Origin of the sequence: Burkholderia savannae, assembly GCF_001524445.2 — a bacterium.
GTDB lineage: Bacteria > Pseudomonadota > Gammaproteobacteria > Burkholderiales > Burkholderiaceae > Burkholderia > Burkholderia savannae.
This window is the reverse complement of the sequence record NZ_CP013417.1, coordinates 2457614-2470008: the sequence shown is the minus strand read 5'-3', so window position 1 is coordinate 2470008 and position 12395 is coordinate 2457614. Positions and strand designations below refer to the sequence as shown.

The following is a 12395-nucleotide window of genomic DNA, read 5'->3' as shown; positions in this document are numbered from 1 at the left end:
GGCTCGGCGTCGGGCGCGGGCCGCGCTGCAAGCCGGCCGCGCATTTCGGCATGCTTACGGCGACGTGCAGACGATCGCCGTCAGAAACGGAAACGCATCCTTGACGACCGCCTGGCTGCCCGCCTCGCGCACCTTCGCCTCCACCGCCTGCTTCGAGCCCCGCAAGACGACGCCGTACGCCCAGTCGCCGATCGGTGTGCCGTCGCCGTGCGTGAAGATCGGATCGTTCGCCTGATAGCCGAGCACGACGTAGACCGGAAAACCGTAGGCAGTCAGCGAATGGTTCGTGCGGAACGCGTTCATCGAGTTCGCTTCGACGTGCATCGGCTGCGAGCGGATCGCGCCGCTCGCGACGAGCGGCGCGACGAACGCGTGGCCCGTCGACGAGCAGCCGAGCGCGGCGTCGAGCGCCAGTGAATCGGCGGATGCGGGCGATGCGCTCGCGAGCGTTGCGATCGGGATCAGGAGTCGGGCAATCAGGCGGAGTGAATCGTTCATGCGATGGCGCGCGCCGGACGGGCGGCGGGTTGTCGACGGCCCGGGGCGGGCCGCTCGGTCGGAGGCGGGCAAAACGGTGCGCGGCGATGCGGCCGCGGCCTGTTCGCCCGGCTTTTCTTTCGAGCCTGACGGATCGGGCGCGACTTGCCGCTTCGGGCTTGCCGGCGCCATTCGCCCGATGATAGCGAAAACGTCCGGCGCGCGCAGGCGAATCGGCGCGTGACGATTGCGACGGGCGCGTTGGCGAAACGCTTGACTGAGGGCGGGCGGATGCGCGGCGAGGGGACGCGAAGCGCGCGTGGGCGGCGTGAAAGGAGGCGACATGCGTGTTTGCGACACGCGCGTTCGCGACGTGCGCATTCGCGACATGAACGTTCGTGACATGCGCTTGTGGACAGCGCATATGCATATTCACAACAATCGACTCGAGTGCGGCCAGCGATCTATGATGAGCGACGCCCGACGCCCGAGCCATCGGTCTCCGTCGTTTGGGAGGGCCGCGCGCGGCCGCATCCGCCGAACCGCGCCGGGAAGCGCCGCACGCAATCATTCGTAAGACAAGAGCGACCTCATGACGCATCGTGCCGACACCGCCCCATCCGCCGATCCGTGCCGCAGCACGCTCGCGCGGCACCCCTATCGGCTCGGCTGGGCACTGTGCGCCGCGGTGGCGCTCGTCGACGCCGTGTGGCTGCGCGCGGGCGGCTACGTGCTGCAAGGGGCCGGCGCCGTCGCGGCCGTGCGGGCTGTTGCCGTGTGCGCGGTGTTCTCGATCGTGCTGGGCGGCGTCGCGCGCATGCCGCGCTATGCGGACGTCGCGATGCGCTTTCGCTATCGCGAGGCGTCCCGCACGTTCGCGTGGCTGGCGCTGCTGGCCGCGTTCGTCGCGGCGGCGGGCATCCTGTCCTATCTCTGCGTGACGTTGAGGCCGCCGCTCGTCGACGACGCGTTGATTCGTCTCGACGCGCGTCTCGGCTTCGACTGGCTGGCCGCCTACGACCGGGTTCGCGCGCATTCGGCGCTGCAGCGCACGCTCGCGTTCGCGTACGACAGCGCGAAATGGCAGCTGATCGCGATTCCGATCTGGCTGGGCCTGACGGGGCGCGACGACGCCCTGTCGGAGTTCGTCTCGCTCTTCATGCTGACGAGCGTGCTGGTGCTGCTGATTTCGGCGCCGTATCCGGCGGCGAGCGCGTTCCTGCATTTCCGCGTGTCCGATCCGGCCGCGCTGTCGAGCGTGAGCGATTTCGTGCGATTGCGCGACGGGACGCTGCGAGTCTTCGATCCGTCGGCGCTGCAGGGGACGGTATCGCTGCCGTCGTTCCACACGGTGCTCGGCGTGCTGTTCGCCCATGCGCTGCGACACGTGCGCGTCGTCGCGCCGTTCGCGCTTCTGTTCAACGGCTGGATGATCGCGTCGACGCCGACGCAAGGCGGGCATTATCTCGTCGACGTGCTGTCCGGGCTGCTCGTCGCGTTTGTCGCGATCGCTGCGCTCCGTCATGCGAGCAGTGCGCGAGCGGCCGCCGGCGCCGCGTTCGCCGGTCGCGGGCAGCCGGCGACGTCGGGGCCGTTGGCGGGCGGCGACGCGCCTTTCGCAGGCCGCGCGGCGCGAGCATCGCGATCGAACGGCGAAGCGTGAGCCGTCCGTGGGCAGCGCAATTCGATTGCTTTTGCTCGATTCGCTTGCTATCACAGAGGACGGTGGCAGACGACAGCGGACGCACGCGTCGAGCGACGTCTGCCCGCCGTCGACGAAGAACGATAAGGAGGACGCGCAAATGGCCAGCCCGACTGCTCACAAGATCATGATCATCCGGCACGCGGAGAAACCGGACGGAAACGATGCGCCATACGGCGTGAACGCGAAGGGAGAACAGGACGTCGAGGCGCTCACGGTGTTCGGCTGGCAACGCGCGGGCGCGCTCGCGGCGCTGTTCGCGCCGAGCCGCGGCCCGCTGCAGAGCTCGGAACTCGCGACGCCCGATTGCCTGTTCGCGGCGGCGGTCGCGAAGCATGCGAAGAGCGAGCGTCCGATCGACACGGTCACGCCGCTCGCGCACAAGCTCGGATGCGCGATCAGCGACGCGTATACGAAAGGGCAGGAAAAGGAGCTGGCGCAGGCAGCCGCGGCGAGCAAGGGATGCGTGCTGATCGCGTGGCAGCACGAGGACATTCCGGCGATCGCCAATGCGCTGCCGCTCGGCAAGGCGACGGTGCCGCCGAAGTGGCCCGACGATCGCTTCGATCTCGTCTGGGTGTTCGATCTCGATGCGGCGAGCGGCGCGTATCGGTTCAGTCAGGTGCCGCAACTGCTGCTGAAGGGCGATCGGAACAGTGTGATCGAGTGACGGAGGGTTCGGTCAGGCGTGTCGATTCGCATCCGACGAGGGATGCGCGTTCGTCGAGCGTGCGCCCGCCGAAGACTTTCGAAGGGCGGAGATTTTTCGAGCGGCGCTGCGCGTCGTTGGAGGAAAGCGGAATGGCCGCCGTCTTTGGCGCGGGCGAATGCCTTTCGTAGCGGAATCGTTGAAAGTGACTTGATGGAGTTTATCGATATTGGAATGGGAGATGGCGTCCGCTAAGGCATCTTCGATTGCGGGGCCGTCAATGGATTCTTTGTGGGGAGGTGCTCGATTTGACACCGCCAGAATCTGCACTCGAAAGTCGCTCGAACGCCCGCAGCACAAGGCGTTGAGCGATTTCGGCGGACGCGACGGTGCGCGAAGGATTCTGCGAAAAATGACTGCGAAATGCGCGGATTTCGCAAAGATTTTGACACCGGAGTAGCCGGGAAATGGAAGTTATCCACACCGCCTACATCTGCCGGCCCGCCCAAACCACACGGCCGATGATCTCGAAGTCGGACGGCGGCTGCGCCATATTGACCTCGAATGGCTCGTATGCGGTATTCGCGCTGCTTACCTTAAGAATGCCTCCCGGCAGCCGTTGCAACGTTTTGACGATCACGTCTCCATCAATCCGCAGCACGTAAAGCCCAGCGGAACCAGTCGTTTGGCTTCGATCGATGAGGATCACATCCCTATCGTTCAACATCCCCTGAAGAGAATCCCCCTTTACCGATAGCACCGACAGGTCGGTCGGTTTCGCATGTAAATAGTTCTCGATCCAGTACCGGCGAAACGCCATCGTGTGCTTGAGCGATTCGTCGGTGACTGCTTGACCGTGTCCGGCTGCTGCTTTCACGTTGTACCTGGGGATAAAGACGAATTCGGATACATCCACCGCGTTTCCAAGCGTGTCCCGAACCGCGACTGCTTGAGGAGTTTCGCTCAGGGGCGCGTTCGCGTGAACGCCGCTCGTCGCTGAAGCTGCATCCCCGAACGCTACCCAGTCCAACCCTGCGCCCGCTGCTCTCGCAAGATTGGCGATGACCTCGAACGGGGGCTTGCTCTCCCCCTTAATGTACCGGCGCAACATCACCGCCGAAACGCCGGCAACCGCCGCCGCAGCTTCCCGGTCGCCGATCCTGCGGCAAAGCTCATTAATCCGGCTTTCGATTCCGGGAGCAAGAAACGAAACCGACACATCTGTTCGGTCATCGGCTTTCGATTCCGTCATAGGTCATTGATCCGAAAAAGAAATTTCGGTTCGAGCGACAATTTCTGTCTCACAGCAACCGAAAGAGAAACGAAATTTTCGGCTCACCGCAAATTTTCGATTGCGCAGCCGAAACGATATGGTTACCATGTGCTCACATGTTTAACGAAGGTGATGAGCACATGAGCACATCTGATACCTCAAAAAAAGCCGCCGAGGATTGGGACAAGGCGGACATCAAGCATGCCCTCGAAAAAAAGGGCTGGAACATTCGACGGCTGGCGAACGCATGCGGCTACAGCAACTCGAGTGCGCTTCGTAAGGCGTTCGACAGTTCATATCCGAAGGCCGAACGCATCATCGCGAACGCAATCGGCGTCGAACCCGAAACTATCTGGCCGAGCAGATACGAGAAACGCAATTTTACGCCCGTTTTGTCACCGTCATCTCCTGTTTGTGTGCCACGTAGTGTGCGATCCGCCACCGTGGCGATGGATTGAATCGTATCCGCCCCGAATCTGTCGCGCTACCGGCGCAATTCTCGACCTGGACATCATGACGATGAGAAAACGGACCTGGAAATCCCTGCACGCGACAAGCCTGAGCGAGGCTTTCGAGCTGTGCGTTGAACATGCTGCCGAGCGCCGCCGGCCCGCGAAGGTGCTTGCCGATCTGATGGGCGTCGAGGTGAAAACGATGTACCGGTGGCTCGCGGAGACGTCGATGCCGCTGAACCGCGTGCGTCAATTCGAAGAATTCTGCGACGCCCGCTTCGTTAGCGAATACCTGTGCATCGCGGACGGCCGTCGCGTCGTCATCGAGATCCCGACTGGTCGTCGCCCGGGCGTCTCCGATCTCGCATCCTTGCAAAGCGCGTTTGCCGATGCGGCGGCCGTGCTCTGCCGTTACTACGCATCAGGCAAAGAGCAGGCCGAAGCAATCGCGGCACTGACCTGCGCGATAACCCAGGCCGGCTACCACCGTGAAAACGTCACGAAGGATCGCGCGCCTGAGCTACGGTTCGATGAAGCGGAGGCCGAGTAATGCAGGCCATCGTCAAATCACACTACACCGCTCCCGAACTCGCAACGCTCGGGCTGCCCGGAGTGCCGACCACCGAACAGGGCGTGCGCTATAGCGCGACTCGGGAACAGTGGGCAGCACGCCGCCGTGCAAAGGGTAAGGGCCTGGAATACGCGCTGGACAGTCTGCCGGCCGAAGCACAAGCGGCGATTCGCCACCGCGCGTCGGCGGCGCTCGTCACGTCCGTCCCCGCTCAAACGGCCAAGGCCGTCATCCGTCGCGAGCAGCAACTGCAACTCGTCGAAACGGACGCGCAGCGCCTGCGCGCTGATGCGCGCAAGGGCATCTTGTCCATGCTCGACCGCATCATGACGCAGTGCCGAGTCTCGCGCGAGGCGGCGATGCATACGCTGCTCACGCAGGCCCGCCTCGGCACGCTCGACGATCACATGACGGCCATGCTGCGTGCAGCCAAGGACCCGCGCGGCCGCAAGGGCGACGAATTCCCGAGCATTCGCTCGCTGAAGCGCTATCTCGGCCTGTCGAAACAGGGTTCCCTTGCACCGAAGATTCCGAAGTCGAGCTTTGTGATTCCCGAGTGGGCGAAGCAGTTCCTCGAACACTATCAGCAGCCGCAGAAACCGTCGGTCGAGCAAGCTTATCGTGACTTCACGACGGCATGCGCCGTGCAGCGGGTCACCTACGACGTGCCGAGCATCCACCAGGTGCGCCGGTTTCTCGACAAGCTCGGCACCGTGACGCTGCACACGGGACGCATGGGGTCGCGCGAGCTGAAGACCATGCTGCCGTTTATCCGGCGCACGTTCGACAAGCTGCTGCCGAACGACATCTGGTCGGCCGACGGCCATACATTCGACGCGGAGGTACAGCACCCGCTGCACGGTCGGCCGTTCCGGCCGGAGATCACGTCGATTATCGACGTCGCCACGCGACGCGCGGTCGGCATCTCGCTCGACCTGGCCGAGTCGTCGTTCGCCGTGCTCGACGCGCTGAGTACCGCCGTACTCAAGTGCGGCGTGCCGAGCATGTTCTACGTCGACAACGGGTCCGGCTACAAGAACGCATTGCTGAAAGACGAAGGCGTCGGCGTCCAGGGTCGCCTGGGCTTCGTCGTCACGCACTCGATTCCGTACAACTCGCAGGCGCGAGGTGTCGTCGAGCGCCTTCACCAGACGCTGTGGGTCGCCGCCGCGAAGACGCTGCCGTCGTACATGGGCGTGGACATGGACCGCCAGGCCAAGCACGTGATGTTCAAGATCACGCGCGACGCTCTCAAGCACGGCGGCGCGATCTCGCTGATGGGATGGGACGCGTTCATCCAGTTTTGCCAGGAACAGGTCGACGCGTACAACGACCGTCCCCATAGCACGCTACCCGTCATCCGTGATCCAAACACCGGCAAGCGTCGGCACATGTCGCCCAATGAAGCGTGGGCGGCACATGTTGCGCAAGGTTGGCAGGCCGACACGCTCGACGAACACGATGCGCGCATGGTGTTCCGGCCGCGTATCAAGCGCACCGTCGCGCGCGGCGAGGTTCGGTTCCTGAATCACCGGTATTCGAATCCGCAGGACCTGCTCGAATTCCACGACGAAGAAGTTCAAGTCGCTTACGACATCAACGATGCGCGGTTCGTCTGGATTTACGCGCTCGACGGTCGCTACATCTGCCAGGCCGAGGCCGGCGCGAACGAACGGGCCTACATGCCGCAGTCCGCTGTCGAACAGGCTCGCGAGAAGCGTGCCGATGCGCGAGCGAATCGCCTGCAAGTGAAGCTCGACGAGGTCGAGGCGGAACGTCGTGGCCAACCGGCACTCACCCTCGAAACGCCCGAGGTCATCACGATCCCAGGGTTCGGCGACATCACGCGCGACGCGCTGAGTCGGCGCTTTGTGGACGTCGAGCCAGTGATCGACATCGAACCGGCCGCGCCCATGGTCCTTGAACCGCAATCGGAACCGGAAGCCGTCACTGAAACCGCCACCGTGTTTCAGCTTCCGGAAACACCCGAACTGCGATTTGCCCGGTGGCAGACCCTGAACGAACACATCGAAACAGGAGGCATTCCGGACCAGGACGAATTGCAGTGGTACGGCAGATACGCGTTGAGCAAAGAATTTGCGGCGCAAAAGCGCCGCGCGGAACAGGCTGAAGAGTTGCAGCTCGCCAGCCATCAGTAACACCAACAGGAGCAAGCATGACACAACTCGAATCCACGCTCAAACCGATTGTAGGCGGCGTCGCTCAAATCACCAACCTGAACCTGTGCGACATCGCGATCGAGCGAGCTGTCTCGCGCAGCGCGAACCTGCCCGGTCTCGTGTGCTTTTACGGCCCGTCCGGCTACGGCAAGAGCATGGCCGCGAACTACGTGGCGAACGCTCGCCGCGCGCGCTACGTGCAGGCGAAGTCGGTCTGGACGAAGAAGCATTTCCTGAAAGCGATCCTGTTCGAGATGGGTATCAAACCCGGCGGCACGATCCCCGAGATGGCCGATCAGGTCGCCGAAGAACTGGCCGCGTCCGGCCGGCCGCTGATCATCGACGAGATGGATCACCTGGTCGACCGCAACGCGGTCGAGCTGGTCCGCGATCTGTACGAGTCGAGCCAGGCACCGATCTTGATGATCGGCGAGGAAGCGCTGCCGATCAAACTCAAGAAGTGGGAGCGTATGCACGGCCGCGTGCTGGCCTGGGTGCCGGCACAGCCCGTCACGATCGACGACGCTCGCCAGCTCGCGACGCTGTATTGCCGACACATCACGGTTGCGGACGATCTGCTCACGCGGCTCGTCGAACTGGCGCACGGGTCCGTGCGTCGCGTCTGCGTGAATCTCGAACGCATCCAGGAGGAAGCGTTGATGGCCGGCAAGGATGCGATCGACCTCGCGCAGTGGGGCAAGCGCGAGCTGTACACCGGCGAAGCGCCGAAGCGCCGCGTGTGAGGTCGACATGATCGACCACCACATCACACCCGAAGCGAATGCCGCCGCCGATGCCGGTCGAGCGATTCAGTTCGTCGCTCGCGTGTCCGCAGTGGCACTCGCTGCACTCCTGGCCGGATTGCTGATCCCGTCGACCTGGATCGATCTGGCTACCTGGACGGTCGTCGTGCTGTTCGCTGCGCTGACTTGCATCGCGCTCGCTGCTCTGGCTGTTGTGAAGGGAGGCAAACATGGCTAGAAAACCCGCCCACCTCGAACTGACCGGCGGCAAGGGTCCGCGACAGCGTGTATGGGAAGCGATTCGCAGCCAGCGAGACGACTTCACCCCGCACAGCATCGTCCGTGCTGCCGACATCGACAAGGCGACCGTTCAGACGTATTTGCAAGCGCTGGAACGCGGCGAGTACGTCGAGCAGATCGGCGAGCGCAAGGCGATCAGTGATCGGAAGCACTATCGCCTCGTCCGCGACGTCGGTGTCGAAGCCCCGCGTCTCGATCGCAAGGGCCAGCCCGTCATGCAGTCGCGTGGCAACGAACATATGTGGCGCACGATGCGCATCATGGGCGACTTCACGCCGCGCGAGCTGGCTATGCGTGCGTCGACGCCCGACGTCGCGATCACCGACTCGACGGCGCAGTCCTACGTCAAATGCCTGTCGCATGCCGGCTACCTGACACTCGTTGATTCGGGTCACGCATACATCCGTGGCAAGGGCGCGAAACAGGCTCGGTATCGCCTGATCGCATCGAAGTACACCGGCCCGCGCCCGCCGATGATCCAGCGCACGAAATCGGTCTACGACCCGAACCTTGGGAAGGTCGTATGGCAAGAGGAGCCGGACCATGACGCATGCTGATCCGGACTGGCTCGCCATGCTTCGCGAGGCTGTCGCCGCGACGTCGCAAACCAACGTGGCCAAGCTGCTCGACGTCTCACGAACGACCGTTTCGCTTGTCCTGTCGGGCAAATACCCCGGCAACACCGATCGCGTCGCCGCCCGCGTCCTGAAGACGTTCGGACAGGTGCAGTGCACGCATACCGGGCAGCCGATCTCGCTGACGGTATGCGTGTCCTTCGCCAATCGCCGCGCCCCGATCAATAACCCGATGGAACTGAGCCACTGGCGCACGTGCCGCAACTGCCCGCTGCGCCCCGTTAAAGGAGAGTCCAAGTGACGACGAACTGTAACGCCCTCAATTCGCCCGTGCCACCGATCAATCAGCTCATGCAGCTCACGGCACTGCGTCTTGCAGCGACGATCGAGACGCTCACCACGCAGGGCTTCACGGTCATCGGCATCGAGTTCTCGAACGGCTCGAAGCCGACGATCCAGGTGCAGAACTGCGAGGTCTGCGCCGACATGATCGCGAAAGGTGAAGCCACGTACTACCGCACGGGTGGCTCGGGCGTCTCACGTTACCGCACCGGCCAGTTCAAGGTCGGCGAGATCCGTGTGCTATGGACGGAGCGAGGACACTAAAAACAGAAGCAGCGCCTTTCCCGAAGATCATCAAACTATATTAGGAGTCCTTTTATGAAGCTACACGTTTTCACATGCTCTGACGAAGGGCGTCGTGCCCGTCGTATTGCGGTCGATGGCGACCGCATCGATTTTCCCGAATATCCGACGGAGCTGTTTGCTGCTCATGCCAATCCGGTTGCAACAACGGCGGGCGAGCCGGCATTTGTCGTGACGCACGTTGGCACAGGCTTTCGTATTGCAAGTGGCAAGACGCAAGCCGCTGCGATTTCGATGGCGAAACGTCTCATCAAAGAGAAGTCAACGGAAGAGTTCTGGCAGGGAGTTTCTGCCGCTCGCAAGCTCATCAAGGCATATCAAACCCTCTCTTGAAAGGAATGAACATGGCATCCGTACAGCAGATTCTCCAGGCCATCATCGACCACCCGGGTTCGTCCGGCGCGCAGCTCGCCGAGCAGCTCGACGTGGATGCGAAGGACATCCAGCCGCGCATCGATCCGTACATCCGCCAGGGGCGCGTGATCCGCGACAAGAAGGTCATGGATGGCTCGTCCCCGATCAATCTGTACTACCCGAGCGACGATCTTGTGCGCGAGTTCGACGGCACGAAACAGACCGTGACAAAAGCCGCGCGAAAAGCACCGGCATTTACTCCGACCGATGCCGCGCCTGGTGATTTCGTCTGCGGCTTCTCGACGGCCGGCCGCCTCACGGTAACCAAGGGACGGAAGACGATCGAGCTGACGCGCGAGGAAACGTCTCGTCTGCTCAAGTTCGTCGACTGCATCAACATCGAAGCGATCGCGGGAGCACAAGCATGACTATCCATATCACCCAAGGCCAAACCCTGACCAACCCCGAGGCATTAAGCAGTGTGGCCGAACTGCGATGCGAGTTGCGCCGCGCGAACGCAACGGTGCAGCAACTTCTGACCAAGATCGCACAGTACGACGAGATTGGTTCGCAAATGGTTGGTGCAGTGAATCACCTCCTGACGCTGCACGTTCAGGGAGATATCACTGGCCTCGCCGAATGTCTAGATGAGTATCTGTCGGAGCGGCCGCGCGTGCGAGAGAAGATCGAAGAGGCGATCGAGAGCAAGAACCTCTGGCGCATGCACTGACCGGTCAATCCATTTTCCTACCAGGAACACGCTATGACGAAGAATCAAATCCCGGTCGGCTACGTAAAAGACGCACGTGGCCGCCTCATTCCGGAATCGCTGGTCGAGCCGATCGACCAGTTGCGTGATCAAACGATCACGTCGTTGGTGGCCGAAGCCAGGCGTCTTCAGTCGGAGATGGCTGAGTTCAAGACGCGTGCATTCGGCGACATCGCTGCGTTCGTCGCAACTAGCCATGAGCAATACGGCGTCAAGGTCGGTGGCGCGAAGGGCAACATTTCGCTCATCACGTTCGACGGTCGCTACAAGATCGTGCGCCAGATCGCCGAACACCTTCAGTTCGACGAGCGCCTGCAGGCGGCGAAGGAACTGATCGACGAGTGCCTGCGCGAATGGACCGAAGGCAGTAACGACAAGGTCAAGGTGCTGATCAACGAAGCGTTCCAGGTCGACAAGGAAGGCAACGTGAACACCGGGCGCATTCTCGCGTTGCGCCGCCTCGCGATCGACGATCCGAAGTGGACCAAGGCGATGCGTGCGATCGTCGACAGCATTCGAGTGACGGGCAGCAAGCCATATATTCGGCTGTACGAGCGCGTCGACGAGACGGAAGAATATCGCGCGATCAGTCTCGATCTCGCGGCAATCTGAGAGGTACATAGCCATGTCCTACAAAGACGATTGCACCGTTAGCATCGCCTTCACGTCGCTAGATCAATCGGTCCAACCGATCATCACGATCGCCGACGACGGCCGTGTGACTATTGCCGACCACCTGACCGTCGACGACGCGGCTCGCGAGTTCTGGAATGCAGTTCTGCGCCTCAACCCGATGCTGTCACGTCCCGCACCGGCAGCGCCGGCGAACGAGCGGTCACCACGTCACATCAAAGTTGTTGCGCACGCGCGCGAGATTTGGAGCGGAGACGCCAAGCTTGCTGTTGCGATCACTGATTCTATTGCCACGGAAATCGCTGCGGCGATGAATGCCCGCGCCGCGTCCGCCAACGAGTCGGGGGCGGAAGAGGCGCTCGAGCGCGTTCTTTCGCGGACGATCGACGAGCGCGACCAGATGGAAGAGGACGGCACGCGCCTAGCCGAATCGGTCGGAAAGCTCCTCGAGGTGGATGTTGGCGAATGGTCGAGCGCTAACAATCCGATCCTCGCCGCGATCGAAGCGCTCGAATCTCGCGCTCCCGCACAGGCGGCGAAACCGGTATAGGGAGGAGCCATGTCAAAACTCTCGCGAGAAGACATCGAGAAAATCGACACGGAACTGTCGTTTCCGTATGGGTGCGTCGTGCTTCGCTGCGATGGTGACACGGTCACGATTCAGGTGCAGCGAACGAAGCCGCGTCGCTATGACTTGATGGTCTACGTGAACGGCTGGTTCCGGGGAAGCTATCTGAAGGCAGATGCGCCCGAACATCGGTTCTATCGGCCTACGAAGATCTGCGCGTACACACCATCGCAGCGCGCGAACATCGAGAAGCAATTCGGCAAGCGGAAGGCCCGGAAGTACTTCCCGGACCTGGACAAGACCGCGACGATCTTCATGCCTACATGGAGCGCACCGGGAGCGATGCTGCGCCACTTCGCTCGTGTCAACCAGTCGGTTTCGCTCGTCTCGGTTGGGGTGGTGGTTAACACGTCGGTCGATGTGACTGAATCGGATGCGGCCCATGTCTGACATCGCCGTCATCCTGGCCGGGATCGTCTTCCTGGTCTGTCTTTGCCGCAAGGA

General features: G+C 62.4%; 18 protein-coding genes. 16 read left to right on the top strand and 2 right to left on the bottom strand.

From position 1 onward, the window contains the following. Window positions 1–54: 54 nt before the first annotated feature. On the bottom strand, window positions 55–498 hold the full coding sequence (locus WS78_RS12100) for a hypothetical protein (RefSeq protein ID WP_059581036.1): 444 nt from the start codon (window positions 496–498) through the stop codon (window positions 55–57). Between the two features lie 571 nt (window positions 499–1069). Here WS78_RS12100 and WS78_RS12090 point away from each other — a divergent pair. After that, on the top strand, window positions 1070–2140 hold the full coding sequence (locus tag WS78_RS12090; RefSeq protein WP_059580915.1) for a phosphatase PAP2 family protein: 1071 nt from the start codon (window positions 1070–1072) through the stop codon (window positions 2138–2140). A gap of 139 nt (window positions 2141–2279) precedes the next feature. Continuing rightward, window positions 2280–2849 carry a hypothetical protein gene (locus WS78_RS12085; protein WP_059581031.1) on the top strand — a complete coding sequence of 190 codons (570 nt, stop codon included), beginning with the start codon at window positions 2280–2282 and terminating at the stop codon, window positions 2847–2849. 466 nt (window positions 2850–3315) lie between these two features. Here WS78_RS12085 and WS78_RS12080 read toward each other — a convergent pair whose 3' ends face one another. After that, the gene (locus tag WS78_RS12080) at window positions 3316–4080 is read right to left on the bottom strand and encodes a S24 family peptidase (RefSeq protein WP_051078833.1); all 765 of its coding nucleotides are present in this window, start codon (window positions 4078–4080) and stop codon (window positions 3316–3318) included. A gap of 161 nt (window positions 4081–4241) precedes the next feature. Here WS78_RS12080 and WS78_RS12075 point away from each other — a divergent pair, with 161 nt between their 5' ends. Genes WS78_RS12075 through WS78_RS12010 form a run of 14 tightly spaced genes read left to right on the top strand, consistent with a single transcriptional unit; the run spans window position 4242 to window position 12341 of the window. Continuing rightward, window positions 4242–4559 (top strand): helix-turn-helix domain-containing protein, encoded by a 318-nt coding sequence (locus WS78_RS12075; protein ID WP_080109826.1) that lies wholly within the window; start codon window positions 4242–4244, stop codon window positions 4557–4559. 55 nt (window positions 4560–4614) lie between these two features. Beyond that, a complete protein-coding gene (locus WS78_RS12070) occupies window positions 4615–5103 on the top strand; it encodes a hypothetical protein (RefSeq protein WP_226377136.1) in 489 nt (162 codons plus the stop codon). Further along, window positions 5103–7283, top strand: a complete 2181-nt coding sequence (locus WS78_RS12065) for a DNA-binding protein (RefSeq protein WP_085701519.1) — start codon at window positions 5103–5105, stop codon at window positions 7281–7283. The genes WS78_RS12070 and WS78_RS12065 overlap by 1 nt, the downstream gene beginning before the upstream one ends. Window positions 7284–7300: 17 nt before the next feature. Further along, the gene (locus tag WS78_RS12060) at window positions 7301–8047 is read left to right on the top strand and encodes an AAA family ATPase (protein WP_038730309.1); all 747 of its coding nucleotides are present in this window, start codon (window positions 7301–7303) and stop codon (window positions 8045–8047) included. Between the two features lie 7 nt (window positions 8048–8054). After that, window positions 8055–8285 (top strand): hypothetical protein, encoded by a 231-nt coding sequence (locus tag WS78_RS12055; RefSeq protein ID WP_017880484.1) that lies wholly within the window; start codon window positions 8055–8057, stop codon window positions 8283–8285. Then, the gene (locus tag WS78_RS12050) at window positions 8278–8904 is read left to right on the top strand and encodes an IclR family transcriptional regulator (protein ID WP_038719151.1); all 627 of its coding nucleotides are present in this window, start codon (window positions 8278–8280) and stop codon (window positions 8902–8904) included. The genes WS78_RS12055 and WS78_RS12050 overlap by 8 nt, the downstream gene beginning before the upstream one ends. Then, on the top strand, window positions 8891–9223 hold the full coding sequence (locus tag WS78_RS12045; protein WP_059582586.1) for a helix-turn-helix domain-containing protein: 333 nt from the start codon (window positions 8891–8893) through the stop codon (window positions 9221–9223). The genes WS78_RS12050 and WS78_RS12045 overlap by 14 nt, the downstream gene beginning before the upstream one ends. Further along, window positions 9220–9528 (top strand): hypothetical protein, encoded by a 309-nt coding sequence (locus tag WS78_RS12040; protein ID WP_226377135.1) that lies wholly within the window; start codon window positions 9220–9222, stop codon window positions 9526–9528. The genes WS78_RS12045 and WS78_RS12040 overlap by 4 nt, the downstream gene beginning before the upstream one ends. A gap of 54 nt (window positions 9529–9582) precedes the next feature. Continuing rightward, window positions 9583–9900, top strand: a complete 318-nt coding sequence (locus WS78_RS12035) for a hypothetical protein (protein ID WP_080109822.1) — start codon at window positions 9583–9585, stop codon at window positions 9898–9900. A gap of 11 nt (window positions 9901–9911) precedes the next feature. Beyond that, window positions 9912–10349, top strand: a complete 438-nt coding sequence (locus tag WS78_RS12030; RefSeq protein ID WP_038719153.1) for a hypothetical protein — start codon at window positions 9912–9914, stop codon at window positions 10347–10349. Beyond that, window positions 10346–10651: a hypothetical protein gene (locus WS78_RS12025; RefSeq protein ID WP_059582595.1), complete on the top strand. Its 306-nt coding sequence runs from the start codon at window positions 10346–10348 to the stop codon at window positions 10649–10651. The genes WS78_RS12030 and WS78_RS12025 overlap by 4 nt, the downstream gene beginning before the upstream one ends. Before the next feature lie 33 nt (window positions 10652–10684). Then, on the top strand, window positions 10685–11302 hold the full coding sequence (locus WS78_RS12020) for a DUF3164 family protein (protein ID WP_017880478.1): 618 nt from the start codon (window positions 10685–10687) through the stop codon (window positions 11300–11302). Window positions 11303–11315: 13 nt separating this feature from the next. Further along, window positions 11316–11873, top strand: a complete 558-nt coding sequence (locus WS78_RS12015) for a hypothetical protein (RefSeq protein WP_059582598.1) — start codon at window positions 11316–11318, stop codon at window positions 11871–11873. Window positions 11874–11882: 9 nt separating this feature from the next. Continuing rightward, window positions 11883–12341 carry a hypothetical protein gene (locus tag WS78_RS12010; protein ID WP_156432295.1) on the top strand — a complete coding sequence of 153 codons (459 nt, stop codon included), beginning with the start codon at window positions 11883–11885 and terminating at the stop codon, window positions 12339–12341. The last annotated feature ends 54 nt before the right edge of the window (window positions 12342–12395 follow it).

What these genes read in the sequence shown, in the direction of transcription:
- WS78_RS12080 (WP_051078833.1), bottom strand. Translation starts at nt 4,080, where the DNA reads ATGACGGAATCGAAAGCCGATGACCGAACAGATGTGTCGGTTTCGTTT.
- WS78_RS12085 (WP_059581031.1), top strand. Translation starts at nt 2,280, where the DNA reads ATGGCCAGCCCGACTGCTCACAAGATCATGATCATCCGGCACGCGGAG.
- WS78_RS12100 (WP_059581036.1), bottom strand. Translation starts at nt 498, where the DNA reads ATGAACGATTCACTCCGCCTGATTGCCCGACTCCTGATCCCGATCGCA.
- WS78_RS12010 (WP_156432295.1), top strand. Translation starts at nt 11,883, where the DNA reads ATGTCAAAACTCTCGCGAGAAGACATCGAGAAAATCGACACGGAACTG.
- WS78_RS12090 (WP_059580915.1), top strand. Translation starts at nt 1,070, where the DNA reads ATGACGCATCGTGCCGACACCGCCCCATCCGCCGATCCGTGCCGCAGC.
- WS78_RS12065 (WP_085701519.1), top strand. Translation starts at nt 5,103, where the DNA reads ATGCAGGCCATCGTCAAATCACACTACACCGCTCCCGAACTCGCAACG.
- WS78_RS12045 (WP_059582586.1), top strand. Translation starts at nt 8,891, where the DNA reads ATGACGCATGCTGATCCGGACTGGCTCGCCATGCTTCGCGAGGCTGTC.
- WS78_RS12055 (WP_017880484.1), top strand. Translation starts at nt 8,055, where the DNA reads ATGATCGACCACCACATCACACCCGAAGCGAATGCCGCCGCCGATGCC.
- WS78_RS12020 (WP_017880478.1), top strand. Translation starts at nt 10,685, where the DNA reads ATGACGAAGAATCAAATCCCGGTCGGCTACGTAAAAGACGCACGTGGC.
- WS78_RS12050 (WP_038719151.1), top strand. Translation starts at nt 8,278, where the DNA reads ATGGCTAGAAAACCCGCCCACCTCGAACTGACCGGCGGCAAGGGTCCG.
- WS78_RS12030 (WP_038719153.1), top strand. Translation starts at nt 9,912, where the DNA reads ATGGCATCCGTACAGCAGATTCTCCAGGCCATCATCGACCACCCGGGT.
- WS78_RS12070 (WP_226377136.1), top strand. Translation starts at nt 4,615, where the DNA reads ATGACGATGAGAAAACGGACCTGGAAATCCCTGCACGCGACAAGCCTG.
- WS78_RS12025 (WP_059582595.1), top strand. Translation starts at nt 10,346, where the DNA reads ATGACTATCCATATCACCCAAGGCCAAACCCTGACCAACCCCGAGGCA.
- WS78_RS12060 (WP_038730309.1), top strand. Translation starts at nt 7,301, where the DNA reads ATGACACAACTCGAATCCACGCTCAAACCGATTGTAGGCGGCGTCGCT.
- WS78_RS12015 (WP_059582598.1), top strand. Translation starts at nt 11,316, where the DNA reads ATGTCCTACAAAGACGATTGCACCGTTAGCATCGCCTTCACGTCGCTA.
- WS78_RS12035 (WP_080109822.1), top strand. Translation starts at nt 9,583, where the DNA reads ATGAAGCTACACGTTTTCACATGCTCTGACGAAGGGCGTCGTGCCCGT.
- WS78_RS12075 (WP_080109826.1), top strand. Translation starts at nt 4,242, where the DNA reads ATGAGCACATCTGATACCTCAAAAAAAGCCGCCGAGGATTGGGACAAG.